This is a genomic window from Micromonospora sp. HM134 (assembly GCF_007833915.1).
Classification (GTDB): Bacteria; Actinomycetota; Actinomycetes; order Mycobacteriales; family Micromonosporaceae; genus Micromonospora; species Micromonospora wenchangensis.
The window spans coordinates 796217-817596 of the sequence record NZ_CP041061.1 but is presented as its reverse complement, the minus strand read 5'-3'; the positions used below and the strand labels follow the sequence as shown (position 1 = coordinate 817596).

Genomic DNA, 21380 nt, shown 5'->3' with positions numbered 1-21380 from the left:
GCCTGATCCTGGCAATCTTCCGTCTCACAGCGCCGAGAATCGGCACCCACTCCAAGACCGGACGACGGAATCTCCCACCATTCCCCCCGGGCCGGACCACCACACGAAGGGAGAGTCCGCGTGCTCAACCCCGCGCCGCGCTACACCGGGTACACCTCCTACGACTACCTGGAGGCCGGCACCGACTACCGAGAGTTCAAGCTGTCGCCCGAACTCGGCCGGGTGCCCGCGTACCAGGGGGTGACGCTGACCCAGGCCCAGCGCGCCCGGGTCGTCCGGCTGCTCACCGACGAGATCGTGATCTCCCTGCACGACCACCCGTCGGTCTTCCCCGAGGACATCCGGGAAACCGTCGACTACAACCGGACCGCCCGCCACCACACCGGCTACGCCGGGCTGGCCCGTTCCGGCATGACCGCCGTCTTCGACAACCTGATGGACGGCACCTGCTGCGTGACCAGCCAGATGGGTTGGAAGTGGACGGACGTCATCGCCGACCTGGGGATGCGCCTGTCCGACCTGGCGCACCAGGACTTCCTGATCCGGGTGGAGCGGCTGGCCGACATCCGGTACGCGCACGAGACCGGCCGGATGGGCCTGGTGCTCGCCACCGAGGCGGCCACCATGATCGAGAACGAGCTGGACCGGCTGGACATGCTGTACGGCTTCGGCGTCCGGCAGATGGGCATCGCCTACAGCGAGGCGAACACCCTGGGCGGCGGGCTCAAGGAGCGCACCGACGGCGGGCTGACCTACTTCGGGGAGAAGGCGGTCCGGCGGATGAACAAGCTGGGCATCGCCATCGACGTCTCGCACTCCGGGGACCGCACGTCACTGGACGTGATCGCCCACTCCACCAAGCCCATCTTCATCACCCACGCCGGTTCCCGCACGGTCTGGCCGACCAACCGGATGAAGCCGGACGAGGTGATCGTGGCCTGCGCCGACCGGGGCGGCGTGATCGGCCTGGAGGCGGCACCGCACACCACCCTCTCCGCCGCCCACCCCCGGCACTCGCTCGACTCGGTGATGGACCACTTCGTCCACTGCGTGGACCTGGTCGGCATCGACCACGTGGCGTTCGGCCCGGACACCCTCTTCGGTGACCACGTCGGGCTGCACGACACCTTCGCCGCCCACCTGTCCATCGCCGAGGTGCACGGGCACGTCGACCACCCCCGGGTGCCCTACGTCGACGGGCTGGAGAACCCGGCCGAGTGCTACTGGAACATCGTCTCCTGGCTGGTCAGCCACGACTACTCGGACGACGAGATCGGCAAGGTCCTGGGGGGCAACATCCTGCGCGTTCTTGAGGAGGTCTGGCACTGATGCGTGGCACACTGCGCGCCCTCGCCACGGCGGTGGGGCTGCTCTCGATAGGGCTGGCGGCGACCGCGTGTTCGCCCAGCAGCCCCGATTCCGGTGGGTCCGGCGGGGCCGACCGGATCGTCGTCGGCACCACGGCCGACGTGGTCAACTACAACCCGCTGGTCGGCAACAGCCGGACCGACACCTGGGTCACCAACCTGATGTACCCGCGCCTGATGGGCATGGGCCTCGACGGCGTCCGGACGCCGTACCTCGCCACCAAGTGGGAGTACGCCCCGGACGGCAGGAGCGCGAAGGTGACCCTGCGCGACGACTTCACCTGGACCGACGGGAAGAAGGTCACCGCCGACGACGTGGTCTTCACCATCGAGGCGGTGGCCAAGGAGAAGATCGGCGTGGTCGCCGGCCTGATCCCGGCGTTCCAGAAGGCGACCGCGGTCTCCCCCACCGAGGTGGAGTTCACCCTGTCCCAGCCCGACGGCACGTTCCTGGAGAACGTCGGCTTCTGGATGCCGGTGGTGCCCGCGCACGTCTTCGGCAAGGTGGGCAAGGTCGCCGAGTTCGCCAACGACGCCGACTGGGTTTCCGCCGGCCCGTACCAGCTCACCACCGTGGAGCGGGGTCAGCGGTACGTGCTCAAGAAGGTGGCGGACTACCCGCTGGTCGACGGCGGGCCGAAGACCGCCGAGGTGGTCTTCCGGGTCTTCCCGGACGTCAACACCGAGGCCCTGGCGCTGCGCAACGGCGAGATCGACCTGATCGCCAACGCGCTGCCCCCGGCGCTGGCCAAGACCCTGGAGAACGACGACAAGCTGAAGCTGGTCAAGGTGCCGTCGCTGGGCTGGGCGCACATGCAGTACAACCTGGCCCGCAAGCCGCTGGACAAGCTGGAGGTCCGGCAGGCCCTCGCCGCGGCGGTGGACTACGAGGCGATCCGTCGGGTCGCCCTCCAGGGCTCGGCGGTGTCGTCGAACTCCTCGGTGCTCACCCCGACGCTCAAGCAGTGGCAGGACCCGTCGGCCAAGGAGTACACCCACGACCCGGCGCGGGCCAGGTCCCTGCTCACCGGGGCGGGTTACGCCGACGGCAACGGCGACGGCCTGTTCGACGGGCTGAGCCTGCGGATGATCTACGACCAGGCCGACCCGAACATCGCCAAGTGGGCGCAGCTCGTGCGGGACTCCGCCAAGGAGGCCGGCATCGAGATCAAGCTGGAGGGGCTGGAGCGCAACACCTACCTGGCCAAGACCAAGGAGCGGGACTTCGACATCTACGCCGGCTCCTGGGCGATCATGGAGAACCCGCCGGCCAACCTCACCCTGGCCTTCAAGTGCGAGGGGTTCATCAACTACGCCAACGCCTGTGACCCGCAGCTCGACAAGCTGATCGACGAGTCCCGCAGCCACCTCGACCAGCCGTCGCAGAAGACCTCGATCCAGGCCGCCGCGAAGATCATCTCGGACCAGGTGTACGACAACGTGCTCTACGTCGAGGAGTTCACCTTCGCGCACTCCGCGAAGTGGTCGAACTTCCTCGTCCAGCCGAGTGAGCTGCTCTCCATCGTCAACCCGCAGTCCCTGGCGCAGGCCACCGGGGACTGACCCCAGACGCCCGCCGGGCCGGCCGCACCCCGGCCCGGCGGGCACCGGCACGACCTAGGAGGAACCGTGCCCGCCGGTACCAGCTTCATCCTGCGCCGCCTGCTGCGCGGCCTGCTCACCATGTGGTTCGCGGTGACCGTGACGTTCTTCCTGCTCCGGCTCCTGCCCGGCGACCCGGCGCTGGCCATCGCCGACCCCGGGATGACCGAGGAACTGCGCGCCAAGCTGCTCAACGACTACGGCCTCGACAAGCCGCTGGGCGTGCAGTACTGGGAGTTCCTGACCCAGCTCGCGCAGGGCAACCTGGGGATGTCGTTCCGGCAGAACCAGCCGGTGCTGGACATCCTGCTGGAACGGCTGCCGTGGACGCTGCTGCTGGCCGGCTCGGCGCTCGCCGTGACCGTCGCGCTCGGCATCCCGCTCGGCGTGCTCGCCGCCACCCGGGCCAAGGGACCGGTGGACCGGCTCATCCAGGTCGGCGGGATCACCGGCCAGTCGCTGTTCGTCCCGAGCATCGGGGTGTTCCTGCTCTACCTGTTCGGGGTGCAGTTCGGGCTGCTGCCGATCGGCGGGGCGATCGACGACGACGTGACCGGCTTCGCGGCCTACCTGAGCATCGGCCGGCACCTGATCCTGCCCTGCCTGTCGCTGGTGCTGGTGCAACTCGGCTCGTACGTGCTCACCCTGCGCAGCACCCTCATCGACGCGCTCGGCGAGGACTACTGCGCGCTGGCCCGCGCCAAGGGGCTGCCGAACCGGACGGTGGTCTGGCGGCACGCCCTGCGCAACGCGCTGCTGCCCACCACCACCCTGATCGGCCTGCAACTCGGCTTCCTGGTCGGCGGCGCGGTGCTCACCGAGTCCATCTACGCCTACCCGGGTGTCGGACGGAGCATCTTCGAGGCCGTCGGGCAGCTCGACTTCCCGGTGCTCCAGGGCGCCTTCCTGATGCTCGCCTTCGCCGTGATCGTGGCGAACCTGCTCACCGACATCGCGTACGGGCTGCTCGACCCGAGGGTACGGACCGCATGACCACTCCACTGGCTCCCGTCACCGAACCGGCCACCGCCCTGCCGCCACCCGAGTCGGTGGCCCAGCAGACCTGGCAGGCGTTCCGGCGCAACCCGCTCGGCCTCGCCAGCGCCGCCGTCCTGCTGGTGCTGATGGTGGTCGCCGCCGCCGCCGGGCTGATCGCCGACTACCCCAGCGGGTACGGCGAGGACGTGCTCGTCGGGCCGAGCGCCGCGCACTGGTTCGGCACCGACGACCTGGGCCGGGACGTCTTCGCCCAGGTGGTCTGGGGCACCCGGGTCAGCATCGTGGTCGGGCTGGCCGCCAGCGTGCTGGCCATCGTGATCGGCGTGCTGGTCGGGGTGGCCGCCGCCTACTTCCGGTGGGCCGACGCCGTCCTGGGCATGGTCGTCGACCTGTCGCTGTCCCTGCCGGTGCTGCCGTTGATGATCCTGGTCGCGGCGCTGGCCGGGCCGAGCGTGCCGACCCTGGTGGTGGTGATCGCCCTGTTCAGCTGGCCCGAGGTGGCCCGGGTGGTCCGCTCGCAGGGCCTGGCCGTGGTGCCGATGCCGTACGTGTCGGCGGCCCGGGTGATCGGCGGCTCGCACCTGTGGATCATCCGGAAGCACATCCTGCCCGGGGTGGCCCCGGTCATCGCGGTGTCGGTGGTGCTGACCACCTCCCGCGCGGTGCTCTCCGAGGCCGGGCTCTCCTTCCTCGGTCTGGGCGACCCGAACAGCTGGTCCTGGGGCACGATCCTGCACCAGGCGCAGCGTTCCGGGTCGCTGGCCACCGCGTGGTGGACCACGCTCTTCCCCTCCCTGGCCATCCTGCTGCTGGTGGTGGCCACCACCCTGCTCGCCGTGGCGTACAACGACGCCCGCAACCCCCGGACGAGGTGACCACCCGGTGCGACTGCCACCGACCTTCTACCCCGCCCTGCACGACCGGGTCCGCATCGCCCTGGACCGGGCCGGACTGGACGCGCTGCTGCTGGACGACCCGCTGGACGTCGCGTACCTGACCGGGTTCGCGCACTTCCCCAACGAGCGGCCGGTGGCCGCCTGGGTGCCCCGCGACGGCGAGGTGCTGCTGCTGGTGCCGGACCTGGAACGGGAGTACGCGCTCGACCAGCGCGCCGCCGCCCGGCTGGTGGTCTACCCCGAGTTCCCCGGCGAACGCGGCCCGTTCACGGTGCTGGCCGACGCCGTGGCCGGCGCCGTCCGGCGGGTCGGGCACGCGCCGTCCACGTCGACCGGTCGGGTGGCCGCGCTCGCCGCCGCGTTCCCCGGCGTCGAGCCGGTGACCAGCGACCTGGTGGGGCGGCTGCGGCTGCGCAAGACGCCGGAGGAGATCACGCTGCACACCGAGGCGGCCCGGATCGCCGACGCGATGCTCGCCGAGGGCGCCCGGCTGGTCGCCGCCGCCACCGGCCCGGACGACCTGCCCACCGAGACCGAACTCGCCGGGCACGTCACCCGGTTCGGCACCGCCATGATGTACGCCGAGCACGACGACGTCGTGGTGGTGCCGATGCTCACCGGCGGGCTGGTCTACGGCGGGGCGAACTCGGCCCAGCCGCACCGGCTGCCCACCGCGGACCGGCTGCGCCGGGGCGAGCCGTTCATGCTCTCGCTGGGCTGCGCGGTGGGGGGCCGGTTCGTGGAGAGCGAACGGACCTTCCTGCTCGGCGAGCCCACCGCCGAGCAGCGGCGGTACTACCAGGTGGTCCGCGAGGCGCAGGAGACCGGCACCGAGGCGCTGCGCCCCGGTGTCCGCTGCGTCGACGCCAACCGGACCTGCCTGGACGTGATCCGCCGGGCCGGGCTGGCCCGGTTCCTGCGGCACCGGCAGGGGCACGGGATCGGGCTCGGCTTCCACGAGCCGCCCTGGGTCGCCGACGGCGACGAGACCGTGCTGGAGCCGGGAATGGTGCTCTCCAGCGAACCCGGCCTGTACGTGCCCGGCCACGCCGGCTACCGGATCTCGGACACGGTGCTGGTCACCGCGGCCGGACCGCGCCGGCTGACCGGCTACCCCCGGGACCTCGACGACATCGTGATCGGAGCCTGACTGACATGTTCGTGGAGATCAACGACAACCGGCTGGACGTCGAGGTGCTCGGCGACGCGCCGGGCAAGCCGACCATGATCGTGCATCACGGCGCACCCGGGCTGGGCTCGAAGGCCGAACCGCGCGCCTCGTTCGCGGCGTTCGCCGACACGTACCGGGTGGTGGTGTTCGACGCCCGCGGCTCCGGGGCGAGCGAGGGGAACCCGCCGTTCACCCACGAGCAGTGGGCGGCCGACGTGGACGGGTTGCGGGCCTGGGCCGGCGCGGAGCGGATCGTGATGGCCGGCGGCTCGTACGGCGGCTTCATCGCCATGGAGTACGCGATCCGCTACCCCGACCGGGTCGCCGGCCTGGTGCTGCGGGACACCGCCGCCGACAACGCCAACCAGGAGCTGGCGCTGCGCAACGCGCTCGCCTCGTCCCGGGTGGAGATCGACCGGGCGAAGCTGGACCGGATCATGTCCGGGACCGTGCGCGACGACGCCGACCTGCGGGACTGCTGGGCGGAGATCCTCCCGCTCTACGACCACGACCTGGACTGGGCGAAGGTCCGGCAGCGGGTCGAGACCACCCCCTACCGGTACGCCACGCACAACTTCGCCTTCTCCGTCAACCAGCCGCAGTACGACATCACGCCGCTGCTGCCCCGGATCACCTGCCCGACCCTGGTCACCGTGGGCCGGCACGACTGGATCACCCCCGTGGCGTGCAGCGAGACCATCGCGGCGCTGATCCCGCAGGCCCGGCTGGAGATCTTCGAGCACTCCGGACACTCGCCGCAGGTGGAGGAGGCGGAGAAGTTCCAGGCGGTGGTCCGTGCCTTCCTGGCCGAGTTGCCGGCCACTACGGCATGATGCCGATCGAGATGTATGACCTCGATTCCACCGACCGCCGGATCGTGGCGGCGCTCCAGGTAGACGGCCGGGCGAGCTGGACGGACATCGCCCAGCTCACCGGCACCTCGGTGACCACTGTGGCCCGCCGGGCCCAGCAGCTGCTCGCCGACGAGCTGGTCAAGGTCGCCGCCGTGCCCCAGCCGGGCGGCGGCGGCCCCGGCGATCTGCTGATCGTCCGGATCCGCTGCTCGCCGGGGAGTCAACTGCCCGCCGCGCAGGCGCTCGCCGCGATGCCCGAGGTCCGCTTCGTCGCCCTGGTCACCGGCGTGTACGACCTGGTCGCCGAGGTGCTGGTGCCGAAGGGCACCAGCATGCACAGCGTGCTGCTCAGCGGCCTACAGGCCATCGACGGGGTGCAGGGCAGCGTGGCCGACCTGGAGCTGCACACCTACAAGGCCAGCCACGAGTGGAGTCAGCACCTGCTCGGCGACGCCGGCCAGCTCGCCGGCCCGCCCCCGGTGCACAACTGCTCGGCCAACCACCTGGACGAGGTGGACGAGCGGATCGTCGCCGCCCTCCAGGCCGACGGTCGGGCCAGCTTCCAGGCCGTCGCCGGTGGGCTCGGGGTCAGCGAGAGCACCGTCCGCCGCCGGTTCGAGGCGCTCCACCAGGCCGGCTGCGTACAGGTGATCACGCTGGTGCCGGCGGCGGCGCTCGGCTTCGAGGCGGAGATCCTGTTCTGGCTGTCGGTGGCGCCGGCCCGGCTCGACGGGGTGGCCCGGGAACTGGCCGCGCTGCGCGGGGTGCGCTACGTGGCGGCCACCCTCGGGCAGGAGTCGCTGATGTGCGAGGTCATCCTGCCCACCCACGCCGACGTCTTCGAGTTCACCACCAAGACGCTGGCCGGGATCGACGGCATCCAGGCGTGGACCGCCGGGGTGCAGTTGCTCACCGTGAAGCGGGGCTTCGTGGTCACCCCGTGGGCGGCCCGCCGGCTGGGCACGGCCCCGGAACAGCGCCCCGCCGCCCCGGCCCCCCGGGCCCCCCGGGCCCCCCGGGCCCGCCGCGGCTGACGCCGCCTGGTCACCAGGGGCCGAAGGCCCGGTCCCCGGTGGCGGAGACGGCCGCGCAGAGTGCGTCGAGGTCGGCCCCGGTGGTCTCGGCCAGCGACCGGACCGTCAGCGGGATCAGGTACGACGCGTTGGGCCGTCCCCGGTGCGGCATCGGGGTCAGGTACGGCGCATCCGTCTCGACGAGAAGCTGGTCGACCGGGGTGAGCGCGGCGGCCTCGCGCAGCCCGGCGGCGCTGCCGAAGGTGACCGTGCCGGCGAAGCTGAGCAGGTACCCCCGGCGGACGCACTCGCGGGCGAAGTCGGCGTCGCCGGAGAAGCAGTGCAGCACCACCGTGTCCGGGGCACCCTCGTCGTCGAGGATGCGCAGCACGTCGGCGTGGGCGTCCCGGTCGTGGATGACCAGGGCCTTGCCGTACCGCTTGGCGATGGCGATGTGCGCCCGGAAGCTCTCCTCCTGGGCGGCCCGGCCGTCGTCGCCGGTGCGGAAGAAGTCCATTCCGGTCTCGCCGACGCCCCGGACCCGGTCCCGGGCGGCGAGCGTCTCGATCTCGCGCAGCGCGGCGTCCAGGTCGGCCAGCCGGGGGGCCTCGTTGGGGTGCAGCGCCACGGTGGCGAGCACCGCCGGGTACCGGTCGGCGACGTCGGCGCCCCAGCGGGACGAGTCGACGTCCACCCCGACCTGCACGAGCCGGTCCACGCCCACGGTGGCGGCCAGCTCGATCGCGGCGGCCACCGGGTCGGCGGCGTCGCCGCCGCCGGGCACCCCGGCCTCGCTGACGGTGATGTCGAGGTGGGTGTGGCTGTCCAGCACGGGACGGGGCAGCGGCGGCGGGGCGGGCGGGAACTCACCGGCCCGGCGGGCGGCACGCTGCTTGCGGGATTCGGTCCGTTCGGTCATCGCGGCCAGCATCACACACCGGGGCTGGCCGGTGGCACCGACCCGCACCCGCCGGGTGGGGCGGCGTGCGGGCCGGGGGGTGTTCCCGGGCGGCCACCGGCTGTTCACCGGGGCGGAACCTGACCGGCCTAGCCTCGCCGGGATGAGCCTTACCGACCGGGCCAGCGACGCCGCCCCCGAGCGGACCGCGTTGCGCGTGACGTACGGCGGGGTGGTCCACCCGGCGGAGGAACTGGCCCGGGGCGCGGCCTACGAGCTGTTCAGCGCCGAGGCGGCACCCGGTTTCGAGTGGGCGCCCCGACCGGGCGTCAGCTGGCCGTGGCGGCGGTTCGTGCACGTGACCGAGGTCACCGAGGTACGCGGGGGCACCCCGCCGGTCGAGGAGCCGGAGGCGGCGCTGCTGATGCCGGTGCACCGGGACCGGGGCTGGTCGTACGTGCACCAGCTCAGCCAGCAGCCGACGGCGGCCGGCGATCCGACGCTGGCCGCGGTGCGCGCCTCGGCGGTGCTGCGGCGGGGCACCCGGATGGTCAAGGTGCTCTCCGCCCGGCAGCTCGCCGGGTACGTGCGGGGGTGGCTGCCGCACGGGTTCTGCTACCGCGAGCACGACGTGGCGCACCTGCGCACGCCGGCCGCGCTGGCGGTGCTGCGCGGCGACGGCACCAGCGGCGACGGCACCGACGTCGGGTACGCGCTGCGCTGGCGGGCCGCCGACCCGGGCGACTACGACGTGCCGGTCGGCGACGCGCACCGGGGCCTGCTGGAGCTGCCGCCCCGGGACCGGCTCGGCCCGCCGGTGCTGGGCACGGGGTTCGTGCCGAGTTCGGCGCAGCTGATCCCGGAGTTCGTCACCCGGGACTTCGCCGACCTGCCGATGCCCGCCAACGCCAGCCTGCTGGCGTACACCGCCGACGGGGCCGAGGTGGTGCTCTACAGCTACCAGGCGGAGCAGCGGGGCTGGTTGCGGATGGTGGGGCCGCAGTGGCGGCACCTGCTGGCCGCGGTGCCGGGGCTCTCCCCCGACCAGGAGTACGTGCCGACCGGCGAGGTGCCGCGGTCGACGCAGCTGGTCGGCGGGTTGGCCGGCGGCGAGTACGAGGCGGTGGCGGACCTGCCGGGCGGGTTCCGGGTGCTGGCGATGACCCGGGCGGCCCGCTATCCGGTGGAGTCGGTGGGTCGGCGGCTGCGCCACGCCCGGTGGCGGGGCGTGGCGTGCCTGGTGCTCCGGGAGGAGGCGGGCTGGCTGCGGTTGCGCCTGCGGCAGCCCGATCCGGACGCGGTGCGCGACACCGGGGCACAGTGTCACGAACGGGGCGTGTACGAGACGTGGGCGCCGGCCGCCGAGGTGACCGACGACCGGGTGGTGGACCTGCCGTACGCGCTGTGAAGGCATGACGGTGGCCGGCCGGGGAAAGCGCGGGGCGTCCGACACCGACGGATCAGGAGAAGAGCATGCCCTTCATCACCGTGGGTACGGAGAACTCCGCCCCCATCGACCTGTACTACGAGGATCACGGCCAGGGTCAGCCGATCGTGCTGATCCACGGCTTCCCGTTCAACGGGGCGACCTGGGAGAAGATGTCGGGTCCGCTGCTCGCGGCGGGGTACCGGGTGATCACCTACGACCGGCGCGGGTACGGCAGTTCGGCCCAGCCGGCCATGGGCTACGACTACGACACCTTCGCCGCCGACCTCGACGTGCTGATGACCGAGTTGGACCTGCGCAACGCGATCCTGGTGGGCCACTCGATGGGCACCGGTGAGGTGACCCGCTATCTCGGCACGTACGGGTCGAGCCGGGTGGACCGGGCGGTGCTGATGGCGCCGCTGGCGCCGTACCTGTTGCAGACCAAGGACAACCCGGAGGGCGTCGAGAAGAGCCTCTTCGACGGGTTCCAGCAGGCGATCCTCGCGGACCGGTTCGCCTACCTGAGCCAGTTCTGCGACGCGTTCTTCAACTACTCGGAGAACAAGGGCAAATGGGTCAGCGAGGAGGCGTACCGGGCGCACTGGCAGATCGGCGCGCAGGCGTCGGCGAAGGGCACCCACGACTCGGTGGACGCCTGGCAGACCGACTTCCGGGGCGACGTGCCGAACATCGACGTCCCGGTGCTGATCATCCAGGGTGACAAGGACAACGTGCTGCCGTACCCGAAGACGGGTCAGCGGCTGGCGCCGATGCTGCCCGACGGCAAGCTGGTCACCCTGAAGGGCGCGCCGCACGGTATCCCGTGGACGCACCCGACCGAGGTGAACCGGGCGCTGATGGAGTTCATCGGCGCACCGGCGATGGCCCGCGCCTGACGCTGTGCCGGCACGGCCCCGGGGGGTTCCCCCGGGGCCGTTGCCCGCCGGTGGCGGCCGGTCAGCCCTCCAGCCGGGCGAGTTCCTCGTCGACGATCGACGGGTCGAGCTTGCGGAAGACCGGCTTCGGCGCGGCGAGCGGCCGACCGGCCGGCAGCGGTACGGACTCCCAGCGCGCGCCGACGGTGTAGTCCCCGGTGAGCACCGGGTAGCCGGGCCCGCCGTCGAGGTCGTCGACCTCTTCGAGGACCGGCATCGGGGCGTGCACGCCGGTGCCGCCGAGCAGCTCGTGGATCTGCTGCGCGGAGTGCGGCAGGAACGGGGTGAGCAGGGTGTTGGCGTCGCTGACCACCTGGAGGGCGACGTGCAGGATGGTGCCCATCCGGGGCTTGTCGGCCTCGGCCTTGAGCTTCCAGGGGGCCTGCTCGGACAGGTACCTGTTGGCCTCGGCGACGACCTTCATGGCCTCGCCGATGGCCTGCTTCTGCCGGTGCCGGGCGATCAGGTCGCCGACCGTGCCGAAGCCGGCGCGGGCCACCGCGAGCAGCGCCTCGTCGGCCTCGGTGAGCCCGGCCGGGTCGACCGGCGGGATCGCGCCGAAGTTCTTCGCCGCCATGGAGACCGACCGGTTGACCAGGTTGCCCCAGCCGGCGACGAGTTCGTCGTTGTTGCGGCGGAGGAACTCGGCCCAGGTGAAGTCGGTGTCGTTGCTCTCCGGGCCGGCGACGGCGATGAAGTAGCGCAGCGCGTCGGCGTCGTAGCGTTCCAGGAAGTCCCGGACGTAGATGACCACCTTGCGGGAGGAGGAGAACTTGCGTCCCTCCATGGTCAGGTACTCGCTGGAGACGACCTCGGTGGGCAGGTTGAGCCGGCCGAGTTCGCCGGGCTGGCCGTCGCGGCTGCCCGCCCCGGAGTAGCCGCCGAGCAGGGCCGGCCAGATCACCGAGTGGAAGACGATGTTGTCCTTGCCCATGAAGTAGTAGCCCGGGGAGTCCTTGCCCTCCCCGTCGGCCGACCACCACTTCCGCCACGCGTCCGGGTCGCCGGTGCGCCGGGCCCACTCGATGGACGCGGACAGGTAGCCGATCACCGCGTCGAACCAGACGTAGATCCGCTTGTCGCCGCGCTCCTGCCAGCCTTCGAGGGGGATCGGCACCCCCCATTCGAGGTCCCGGGTGATGGCCCGGGGCTGGAGGTCGTCGAGCAGGTTGCGGGAGAAGCGCAGCACGTTGGGCCGCCAGCCCTCGCGGGTGTCCAGCCACTGGCGCAGCGCGTCGGCGAGGGCGGGGAGGTCGAGGAAGAAGTGCTCGGTCTCCACGAACTCCGGCGTCTCACCGTTGATCTTGGACTTGGGGTTGATCAGGTCGATCGGGTCGAGCTGGTTGCCGCAGTTGTCGCACTGGTCGCCCCGGGCGCTGTCGTAGCCGCAGATCGGGCAGGTGCCCTCGATGTAGCGGTCGGGCAGGGTCCGCCCGGTGGACGGGGAGATCGCCCCGGTGGTGACCTTGGGGACGATGTAGCCGTTGCGGTGCAGCCCGGTGAACAGCTCCTGCACCACCGCGTAGTGGTTGCGGGTGGTGGTGCGGGTGAACAGGTCGTACGACAGGCCCAGCGCCAGCAGGTCCTCGGCGATCACCCGGTTGTACCGGTCGGCCAGCTCGCGCGGGGTGACCCCCTCGGCGTCGGCCTGCACCTGGATCGGGGTGCCGTGCTCGTCGGTGCCCGAGACCATGAGCACGTCGTGACCGGCCATCCGCATGTACCGGGCGAAGACGTCGGAGGGTACGCCGAAGCCGGACACGTGGCCGATGTGGCGCGGACCGTTGGCGTAGGGCCAGGCGACCGCGGCGAGAACGTGACTCATGACCAGCAAGCCTAGTGACCCGGGTCGGCGGCCGGCGAACCAATAGGGTCACCGCGCCACGCCGACGTCGAATCGCCGTTCGCGGGAATTGCCCACCGACACGCGGAGTCAGCTCACGGGCACCGACCGCCACCCGGTGTCCAATGGCTGACGTGACGGGCAGACGATCGGGGCACGACGAGTCGACGGCGGGCACCCGGCGACCGCCGCGCCCCGGCCCCGGGGACGGCCCGGTGGCGCGCGGCTCGGCTGTCGCGCCGCAGCCACGGCCCGGTCCCGGTCCGGACGACGCGACCGTGGAGGTCGAGCCGACCACCGGCGCGCCGGTCGACGCGGTGCCCCGGCGGGTGCCGGTCCGCCAGCCGCGGACCCACCGGCGGGACGGGGAGCAGCCGGACGACGACGGGTTCTTCTGGGCGCCCATCGAACAGGTGCACTGGGACGGCACCCCGCTGCGCAAGGAGCCGAAGCAGCGGTTGCGGACCCCGCGCCGACGTCGCCCCGCCCGCGCCCCCACCCCGCCGGACCCGATCCGGGGGCTCGCCGTGCTGCTGGCGTTGAGCCTGGTCGCGGCGTTCTTCGCCTGGGTGAGCGCGGGGCCGCTCTGGCTGGCCGTCGGGCACTCCACGGCCGGGACGGTGGTGGTCACCGACTGCTCGGGCGGTGGGCTGACCCAGCGCTGCCGGGGCATCTTCACCGCCGACGACGCCCGGTTCCGCACCCACGGGGCACGGGTCAGCGGGGTGCCGGCCGACCGTACCGCCGCCGGCTCGACCCTGCCGGCGCGGGTGACCGGGCCGGACGCGGACACCGCGTACGCCGACACCGGGGTGGGCCGGCACCTGCGGTGGCTGCTCGGCCTGCTGGCGGTGGCCGGCTGCGCGGCGGGGATCGTCAGGTGGACCGGGGCGACCCGGTTGGCCGACCCCCGGCAGCGCCGCTGGGCGACCGGCGGCGGCTACGCCGGGCCGGTGCTGATCACCCTGGGCTTCCTGGTCGCCGCCTGGTGAGCGCCGGCTCCGCTCAGCGGTGCACGACGGCGTAGACGTCCCGGCGGCGCAGCCCGTACCCGGTGGCGACGTCGCTGATCGCGTCCCGGCGGGACATGCCGGCGGCCTCCCGGTCGGCCACCCGGGCCCGCAGGGTGTCGTCGTCGGGGCGTTCGGCGGGGGTCTGCGGCGCTCCCCCCACGACGAGGGTGATCTCGCCGCGTGGTTCCTCCCGGGCGGCCCAGTCGGCCAGTTCGCCGAGCGGCCGGCGGACGACCTCCTCGTAGGTCTTGGTCAGCTCCCGGCACAGCGCGGCCGGCCGGTCGGCGTCGAACGCGGCGGCCAGGTCGGTCAGCGCGGCGGCGATCCGGTGCGGGGCCTCGAAGAAGACGAGGGTGCGGGGTTCGGTGGCGAGGGCCCGCAGCCGGGCCCGCCGGCCGCCGGGCGAGCGGGGCAGGAAGCCCTCGAAGCAGAACCGGTCGCAGGGCAGCCCGGACAGGGCCAGGGCGGTGGTGACGGCGCTCGGGCCGGGCGCGGCGGTGACCGGCACCCCGGCGTCGAGCGCGGCGGTGACCAGCCGGTACCCGGGGTCGGAGACGCTGGGCATGCCGCCGTCGGTGACCAGCGCGACCCGGTGCCCGGCGCGGAGCACGTCGACCAGTTCCGGGGTACGCCGTTCCTCGTTGCCCTCGAAGTAGGAGACGATCCGCCCCTCGACGGTGACGTCGAGGTCGCGGGCGAGCCGGGCGAGCCGGCGGGTGTCCTCGGCGGCGACCACGTCGGCGGTGGCGAGGACGTCACGCAGCCGGGCGGACGCGTCGGCGGGGTTGCCCAGTGGCGCGCCGAGCAGAATCAGGCGCCCGATCTCGGACATTTCACCCACGTGGCGCGCTCCTTCATCGATACTCGTACCAATCTCGGGGACGACGGGCGCCACCGGGCACCTTCGCAGCCTACGATCGCCGGGTGACGAGTGCGTCGACAGCACAGGGTGCGAGCGCGGACCGGACCGACCCGGAGGCACCCCCTCCCGAGGGCGGAGGGGGCGGCGTGCCGGCGATCGTCCGGCGACGACTCGCCACCGTCGAGTCCCGGCTCGACGTGAACTCGTGGATCGCCACCGCCGTCGTGGTGACGATCGCCGCCGTCCTGCGGCTGCTCGGGCTGAGCAGCCCCAAGGGCAAGATCTTCGACGAGATCTACTACGCCCGTGACGGCTACGGCCTGATCGACAAGGGCGTCGAGTGGAACTACAAGGACAACGGCCCGTCGTACGTGGTCCACCCGCCGCTGGGCAAGTGGCTGATCGGGCTCGGCGAGTGGGCCTTCGGCTACCAGGACGCGGAGACCAACATCTCCGTGCCGGGCCACCTGATGACCACCGCCCCGGAGTTCGGCTGGCGGATCAGCTCGGCGGTGGCCGGCATCCTCACGGTGCTGATGATCACCCGCATCGCCCGCCGGCTGTTCCGCTCCACCACGCTCGGCTGCGCCGCCGGCCTGCTGCTCGCCCTCGACGGCTTCCACCTGGTGCTCTCCCGCACCGCGCTGCTCGACATCTTCCTGCCGCTGTTCATCCTGGCCGCCTTCGGCGCGCTGGTGCTCGACCGGGACGCCCGGCGACGGCGCTGGGCCCGCGCGCTGGACGCCGGCCTCGACCCGACCGCACCCGGCCGGGCCGGTCGCCCCGCCGGCGGCTGGCGGAACTGGCCCTGGTGGCGGCTGCTCGCCGGGGTGCTGCTCGGGTGCGCGTGCGCGGTGAAGTGGAGCGGGATCTACTTCGTACCGGCCTTCGGGCTGCTCGCCCTGCTCTGGGAGGTCGGCCTGCGCCGGTCGGTCGGGGTCCGCCGGCCGTGGCGCGACGCGCTCCTGGACGAGCTGCCCTGGCTGGTGCTCGCCGGGCTGCTGGTGGTCGGCACCTACCTGGTCACCTGGTCGGGGTGGCTGCTCTCCGACGAGGGCTACTACCGGCTCGCGTCCCGGTACCCGAACGTGCCCGGGCTCAGCGACACCCCGGTCATCGGCGCGCTGACCAACCTGTTCCAGTACCACAAGGCGGCGTTCGAGTTCCATACCGGCCTGGAGACCGCACACAAGTACCAGTCCTGGCCCTGGCAGTGGTTGCTGCTCGGCCGGCCGGTGGCGTTCCACTGGTCCGGCGACGGCGCGTGCGGCGCGCCCACCTGCGCGTCGGAGATCCTGCTGCTGGGCACGCCGCTGCTCTGGTGGTCGTTCCTGCCGGCCCTGGCCGCCACGCTCTGGCTCGGCATCGCGCGCCGTGACTGGCGGGCCGGGGCGTTCCTGGTGGCCGTGGCCGCCGGTCTGCTGCCCTGGTTCTGGTACGCCCTCGACGGCCGGACGATGTTCTCCTTCTACGCCGCCCCGGCGCTGCCGTTCCTGGTGCTGAGCGTGGTGTACGTGCTCGGCACGATCGCCACCCCCACCGTCGGGGAACGGGTCACCCCGGTCGGTCGGGCCGGCCCCGCACCGGACGGCACCGCACCGGACACCGGCGAACCGGCCGACCCGAAGGCCACCGTGCTCGTCGCGGAGGCCGACGCGGCGGCGGCGGAGCAGCTCGCCGACCGGCGACTGGTCGGCGGGGTCATCGTCGGCGCGTACGTGCTGCTGGTGGCGCTCTGCTTCGCCTACTTCTACCCGATCTTCGTGGGCAACATCCTGCCGTACGACGACTGGTCCGCCCGGATGTGGCTGGACGGCCGCTGGATCTGACCGGCCCCTATCCTCCGCCCGCCCCACCGTCCCTCCCGCCCGGGCCCCGAGCCCGGCGGCAGAAGCCGGTGGGGCGGACCTCTGTCGGGGCTCCCCAGTGGACACGGCGCGTGCGACGGGGGTGACCGGAGACGCGGTCGACAGCCACGAGGGGGTGCCCGGGTGGGGCGGACGCGGCAAGGCCGGGAGAGAGCCGGGTGCGCCGCCGGCCCGCCGGGCGGGCCGGCACGGAGCGGGTGCGCCGACGGGGCGGAGGCACGACCGTGGGCGGTGGGGATCGATGATGCCGGGAGGTGTCCCGTGAGTGTGCCGGGACAGAAGGGCGCGCCCCGATCGCCTGCCACGGGGGAAGCGGGCGATTGGGGCGCGCAAGGAGAGCTTAACCACGTTGTGCCACCGGCACAACGGGTCGACTTGGGTCAGATTTCCGACCGATGCGTCGCGCGGCAAATGGTTTACATCTAGCATCTAACGGACGGTCATCGACCGGGGTCCGGGCGACCACCCGCACTCCCGCCGCCCCGCCCGGCCCACCGGGCGGGCAATCCCGTGGTCGAGACTCGCGCCGCGCACCCCGGTGAAGCTCCACTGTGGATCTCACTACACTTCGCCCGGTGATCAACACGAGACGACGATCAACGGCCGTCCTGATCGGAGTGTTGGCGGCGACCGCGCTGACCGGCCCCGCACCCGCCCGCGCCGAAGGCGAGGAGCCCACCGAGCCACCCAAGGTCGAGCTGGTGCTCGACGTGAGCGGTTCGATGCGGGCCAACGACATCGACGGACGCAGCCGGATCTCCGTCGCCCAGCAGGCGTTCAACGAGGTGGTCGACGCACTGCCCGAGGAGACCCAGCTCGGCATCCGGGTGCTCGGCGCGACCTACCGGGGCAAGGACAAGAAACAGGGCTGCCTGGACACCCAGCAGATCGTGCCGGTCGGGCCGGTGGACCGGACGGCCGCCAAGGCCGCCGTGGCGACGCTGCGACCGACCGGCTTCACCCCGGTCGGGCTGGCCCTGCGGTCCGCCGCCCGGGACCTCGGCACCGGCACCACCGCCCGTCGGATCGTGCTGATCACCGACGGCGAGGACACCTGCGCCCCGCCCGACCCGTGCGAGGTAGCCCGCGAACTGGCCGCGCAGGGCACCAAGCTGGTGGTCGACACGCTCGGCCTGGCCCCCGACGAGAAGGTCCGCCGGCAGCTGCTCTGCATCGCCACCGCCACCGGCGGCACCTACACGGCGGCGCAGAGCGCCGACGAGCTGACCGGCCGGATCAAGCAGCTCGTCGAACGGGCGAAGGACACCTACACCGCCGCACCGACCGTCGTCGCCGGCCGGGGCGCGTGCGCCGACGCGCCACTGCTCGCCCCCGGCGTCTACGCCGACCGGGAGGCGTTCTCCGAGCACCGGTGGTACCGGGTGCCCGTCCGGCCGGGGCAGGAGTTGCGGGCGTCGGTCAGCGTGGCGTTGGACCGTCCGGTGAACCCCGACCACGCGGTGCTGCTGCGGGCCACCGCCACCGACGGGCGGGAACTGGTCCGGGGCGTCGACGCCGGCAGCGGCCGTACCGACGTGGTGTCGGCGGGGCTGCGCTGGTCGCAGACGGAGGACGGGGCGTCGCCCAGCCCGTCGGCGACCGACGCGCCTGTTCCAGCCACCACGGTCTGCCTGGTGGTCAGCAACGCCTTCGCGCCGCGCCCGGGGACCCGGGCCGAGCCGGGCATGCCGGTCGAGCTGACCATCGACGTGGTCGCCTCGTCGCCCGCACCGGCCGCGCCGGACCTGGGGCGCGGCTGGGTGCTGCTGCTCCTGCTCACCCTGGCCGGCCTGGTCACCGGCCTGGTCGTCGGACTGCTCACCCGCTGGTGGGTGGCGACGTGGAGGACGAACTGATGCGTACCCCGATCATCCGGGGCGGCGCGGCGCTGGCCGCCGTCGGCCTGACCCTGCTCGCCGCCCCGGCCCCGGCCACGGCCGCGCCCACCCCCTCCCCCGGTGCCACCCCGGTCACCCGGGCCGGGACGTCGTTCCTGACCGCCACCGGCATCACGGCCGGCCAACCGGTCCGGGTCGACGCCTCCACCGGCGACTTCCTGTACTGGTCGTTCCCCGCCTCGGCCGGGCAACGGCACGAGATCACCGCGACGGTGTCGCTGCCCCGGGCCCGCACCGGCGCGTCCACCTGGACGGTGGAGGTGTTCGACGGGCTGCGCCGCCGGCAGGCGTGCACGGCCGGGGCGCAGACCCCGACGGTGGCCGCCTCGGCGGGCAGCGTGGCGCTGGGCTGCACGCTGCGGCAGGTGCGCTCCTGGGCGGAGCCGTGGTCGGCCGACCCGCTGCCGGGCACCTACTACGTCCGGCTGTCGGTGACCGACCTGCCCGAGGCCGACCTGGGGCAGCCGGTCGACGTCGAGCTGCTGCTCGCAGCCGACGGCGAGGGTTCCCGCGACGACGGCGAGTTGAAGGCGCCGCTGGTGCCGAACACCCGGGCCGGTGCGGTGCTGACCGGCGACCCGGCGGCGGAGCCCGCCGAGGCCGACGACGACTGGTTCGACGGCGACTGGCTGCCCGCGCTCGGCTCACGCTGGGCGTGGAGCACCGTCGGTGGCGCGCTCGCCGCCGTCGCCGGGGTGGTCGGTTTCGCGCTGACCCGCCGGCCCCGCCGCCCCTGACCCACCCGGTGCCCGGTCCCCGTCGGGCGTGGCCACCGCCGCGTCGGAGGGGACCGGGCCGCCGGGGGACCCTACGGTGTCGCCCGGTTGCGGTACGTTCACCAGCCATGGCCGTTGGTCCGCACACCGGCGGACCGGGCGTGGTCGTACCGGAAAGGGGTGGGTTGATGCGTGACCTGCTGCCGGCGGCCGTCTCGGTGGCGGTCGCCGGGACCGCCGACTGGGTCGGTGAGCTGCTCCCGGAGGAGCGGGCCGGGCTGGGCGAGCGGGCGGTGGAGAGCCGGCGGCGGGACTTCACCGCCGGTCGGGTCTGCGCCCGACGGGCGATGACCGCCCTCGGCCTGCCGGCCACGCCGGTCCCCGCCGCGCCGAACCGGGCCCCGGTCTGGCCGGCCGGGCTGATCGGCACCATCACCCACACCCGGGACTACTGCGCCGCCGCGGTCGCCCGCCGCGCCGACCTGCGCGCGGTCGGCATGGACGCCGAACGCCAGCGCGACCTCAACCCGGGGGTACGCCGGATGATCCTGCGCCCCGAGGAGGAGGACCGGCTGGCCCGGCTCCCCGGCGGAGTGAACTGGCCGATCGTGGTGTTCAGCGCCAAGGAGACCATCTACAAGGTCTGGCATCCGGTGGTGGGCTCCTGGTTGGACTTCCTGGACGCCACCGTCGACCTGGACCCGGACGCGGGGGTCTTCACCGCCCGGATCGACCCGGCCCGGGTGTCGGCGGCCACCGTGGCGGACCCGCCCACCGTGGTCACCGGCCGGTTCGCGGTCGAGGACGACCTGGTCCGTACCGCGGCCGTGCTGCACCTGCCCTGACCCGTTGCCGCCACCCAGCTTCCCTCCAGCGCCGACCGTCGAACGAGGAGTACGGTGAACCAGCCCCAGCCCCCCTACGGGCCGCAGGACCCGCACCAGCCGCCCCCAGGGCAGTACTACCCGGTCGACCCGACCGCCCCGCCGCCCCCGGTCCCCGACCCGCCCTACTCCGACCCGTACGCCCCGCCGTCGCCGTACGCGCCGCCGCCGGTGTCGGGGGCGCCGCAGCCGTCGTACGAGCCCGGGGGCACGCCGCCGGTCTCCGGTGCGGGCTACCCGCCGGTGTCGGGCGCGGGCTACCCGCCGGTCTCCGGTGGGGGCTATCCGCCGCCCGGCGGGGGCTATCCCCCACCCGGCGGGGGTTACCCGCCGCCCGGTGGGGGCTATCCGCCGCAGCCCGGCGGGCCCGGCTATCCGCTGGGTCCGGCGAAGTCGGCCGGTTCGTCGAACAAGAACGTCTGGATCGTCGTCGGCCTCGTGGTCGCCCTCGTGGTGCTGCTCTGCTGCGGCGGCATCATCGCCCTGATCGTGGCCGGCGGCAAACAGGCCGACGAGGCCGCCCGGGAGTTCGAGCCCTCGCTGCCCACGCCCGGCGTCACGGCGGCACCGGGGCTGCCCGGTGACCCGCCGTCGGCGGCCCCGTCGTCGACCGACGAGGCGTTCAACCTGAAGGCCGGTCAGACGCTGGTGATCAGCGACGACGACGGCACCATCGAGATCACCGTCCGCAGCTTCAGCACCTCGACGAAGGGCTGCCGCTCGTTCGCGCCGCCGCCGAACAAGGGCTTCTATCTGATCGCCGACGTCACCGCCACGGTGACCAAGGGCACCTCGTCGATCAACCCGTTCTACTTCCAGTGGGTGGCCGACGACGGGACCACGGTGAACGGCCTGGCCGGCGCGTTCTCCGGTTGCGGCGGCGACCTGCTCGACTCGGGCAGCGGCATCCCGGCCGGCAGCAAGCGTTCCGGCTCGGTGGTGTTCGACGTGGCCGACAAGAACGGCGTGGTCGAGTACCAGCACAAGTTCAAGGCGGCCGGTTCCTGGAAGCCCTGACCACCGACCCCTCCGGCGGGCCGGTCCCCTGACCGGGGGCCGGCCCGTCGGCGTCGTACGGGGGCCGGGATCGCTGCCGTGCCTTGAATCGGGTCCGGTACCGGCGGATGCTTGA

18 protein-coding genes are annotated in these 21380 nt (G+C 73.1%); 15 read left to right on the top strand and 3 right to left on the bottom strand.

Features of this window, described 5'->3' with window-relative positions; genetic code table 11:
* Positions 1–120 precede the first annotated feature (120 nt).
* The 7 genes from FJK98_RS04015 (at position 121) to FJK98_RS03985 (ending at position 7923) form a co-directional block, all read left to right on the top strand.
* Positions 121–1329: a dipeptidase gene (locus FJK98_RS04015; RefSeq protein ID WP_145917813.1), complete on the top strand. Its 1209-nt coding sequence runs from the start codon at positions 121–123 to the stop codon at positions 1327–1329.
* Positions 1329–2930 carry an ABC transporter substrate-binding protein gene (locus FJK98_RS04010; protein ID WP_145917812.1) on the top strand — a complete coding sequence of 534 codons (1602 nt, stop codon included), beginning with the start codon at positions 1329–1331 and terminating at the stop codon, positions 2928–2930. The genes FJK98_RS04015 and FJK98_RS04010 overlap by 1 nt, the downstream gene beginning before the upstream one ends.
* A 66-nt stretch (positions 2931–2996) precedes the next feature.
* Positions 2997–3962, top strand: coding sequence for an ABC transporter permease (locus FJK98_RS04005; RefSeq protein WP_240762600.1), 966 nt, complete (start codon positions 2997–2999; stop codon positions 3960–3962).
* Positions 3959–4843 (top strand): ABC transporter permease, encoded by an 885-nt coding sequence (locus FJK98_RS04000; protein WP_145917811.1) that lies wholly within the window; start codon positions 3959–3961, stop codon positions 4841–4843. The genes FJK98_RS04005 and FJK98_RS04000 overlap by 4 nt, the downstream gene beginning before the upstream one ends.
* Before the next feature lie 7 nt (positions 4844–4850).
* Positions 4851–6014 (top strand): Xaa-Pro peptidase family protein, encoded by a 1164-nt coding sequence (locus FJK98_RS03995; RefSeq protein WP_145917810.1) that lies wholly within the window; start codon positions 4851–4853, stop codon positions 6012–6014.
* A gap of 5 nt (positions 6015–6019) precedes the next feature.
* Positions 6020–6868, top strand: coding sequence for an alpha/beta fold hydrolase (locus FJK98_RS03990; protein WP_145917809.1), 849 nt, complete (start codon positions 6020–6022; stop codon positions 6866–6868).
* An 11-nt stretch (positions 6869–6879) separates the two neighbouring features.
* The gene (locus tag FJK98_RS03985; RefSeq protein WP_168222379.1) at positions 6880–7923 is read left to right on the top strand and encodes an Lrp/AsnC family transcriptional regulator; all 1044 of its coding nucleotides are present in this window, start codon (positions 6880–6882) and stop codon (positions 7921–7923) included.
* 10 nt (positions 7924–7933) lie between these two features.
* Here FJK98_RS03985 and FJK98_RS03975 read toward each other — a convergent pair whose 3' ends face one another.
* Positions 7934–8833 carry a TatD family hydrolase gene (locus FJK98_RS03975; RefSeq protein WP_145922557.1) on the bottom strand — a complete coding sequence of 300 codons (900 nt, stop codon included), beginning with the start codon at positions 8831–8833 and terminating at the stop codon, positions 7934–7936.
* Positions 8834–8963: 130 nt separating this feature from the next.
* On the opposite strand from FJK98_RS03975, the gene FJK98_RS03970 reads away from it, so the two are divergent.
* Complete coding sequence (locus FJK98_RS03970; RefSeq protein WP_145917807.1) at positions 8964–10208, top strand: hypothetical protein; 1245 nt, start codon at positions 8964–8966, stop codon at positions 10206–10208.
* Between the two features lie 65 nt (positions 10209–10273).
* A complete protein-coding gene (locus tag FJK98_RS03965) occupies positions 10274–11125 on the top strand; it encodes an alpha/beta fold hydrolase (RefSeq protein WP_145917806.1) in 852 nt (283 codons plus the stop codon).
* A gap of 61 nt (positions 11126–11186) precedes the next feature.
* On the opposite strand, the gene metG is transcribed toward FJK98_RS03965, so the two are convergent.
* On the bottom strand, positions 11187–12989 hold the full coding sequence (gene metG, locus FJK98_RS03960; protein ID WP_145917805.1) for a methionine--tRNA ligase: 1803 nt from the start codon (positions 12987–12989) through the stop codon (positions 11187–11189).
* A gap of 143 nt (positions 12990–13132) precedes the next feature.
* Here metG and FJK98_RS03955 point away from each other — a divergent pair, with 143 nt between their 5' ends.
* Positions 13133–13999 carry a hypothetical protein gene (locus FJK98_RS03955; RefSeq protein WP_370516994.1) on the top strand — a complete coding sequence of 289 codons (867 nt, stop codon included), beginning with the start codon at positions 13133–13135 and terminating at the stop codon, positions 13997–13999.
* Between the two features lie 13 nt (positions 14000–14012).
* On the opposite strand, the gene rsmI is transcribed toward FJK98_RS03955, so the two are convergent.
* Entirely contained in the window at positions 14013–14852 is an 840-nt protein-coding gene (rsmI, locus tag FJK98_RS03950) for a 16S rRNA (cytidine(1402)-2'-O)-methyltransferase (RefSeq protein ID WP_228543020.1), read from the bottom strand.
* 92 nt (positions 14853–14944) lie between these two features.
* Here rsmI and FJK98_RS03945 point away from each other — a divergent pair, with 92 nt between their 5' ends.
* The 5 genes from FJK98_RS03945 to FJK98_RS03925 all read left to right on the top strand — a co-directional run bounded on the left by FJK98_RS03945 (position 14945) and on the right by FJK98_RS03925 (position 21265).
* The gene (locus FJK98_RS03945) at positions 14945–16711 is read left to right on the top strand and encodes a dolichyl-phosphate-mannose--protein mannosyltransferase (RefSeq protein ID WP_145917803.1); all 1767 of its coding nucleotides are present in this window, start codon (positions 14945–14947) and stop codon (positions 16709–16711) included.
* 614 nt (positions 16712–17325) lie between these two features.
* Positions 17326–18606, top strand: coding sequence for a VWA domain-containing protein (locus FJK98_RS03940; RefSeq protein WP_145917802.1), 1281 nt, complete (start codon positions 17326–17328; stop codon positions 18604–18606).
* Positions 18606–19385 carry a peptidase gene (locus FJK98_RS03935; protein ID WP_145922555.1) on the top strand — a complete coding sequence of 260 codons (780 nt, stop codon included), beginning with the start codon at positions 18606–18608 and terminating at the stop codon, positions 19383–19385. The genes FJK98_RS03940 and FJK98_RS03935 overlap by 1 nt, the downstream gene beginning before the upstream one ends.
* 167 nt (positions 19386–19552) lie before the next feature.
* Positions 19553–20209: a 4'-phosphopantetheinyl transferase gene (locus tag FJK98_RS03930; protein WP_145917801.1), complete on the top strand. Its 657-nt coding sequence runs from the start codon at positions 19553–19555 to the stop codon at positions 20207–20209.
* 54 nt (positions 20210–20263) lie between these two features.
* Entirely contained in the window at positions 20264–21265 is a 1002-nt protein-coding gene (locus FJK98_RS03925; RefSeq protein ID WP_145917800.1) for a DUF4352 domain-containing protein, read from the top strand.
* The last annotated feature ends 115 nt before the right edge of the window (positions 21266–21380 follow it).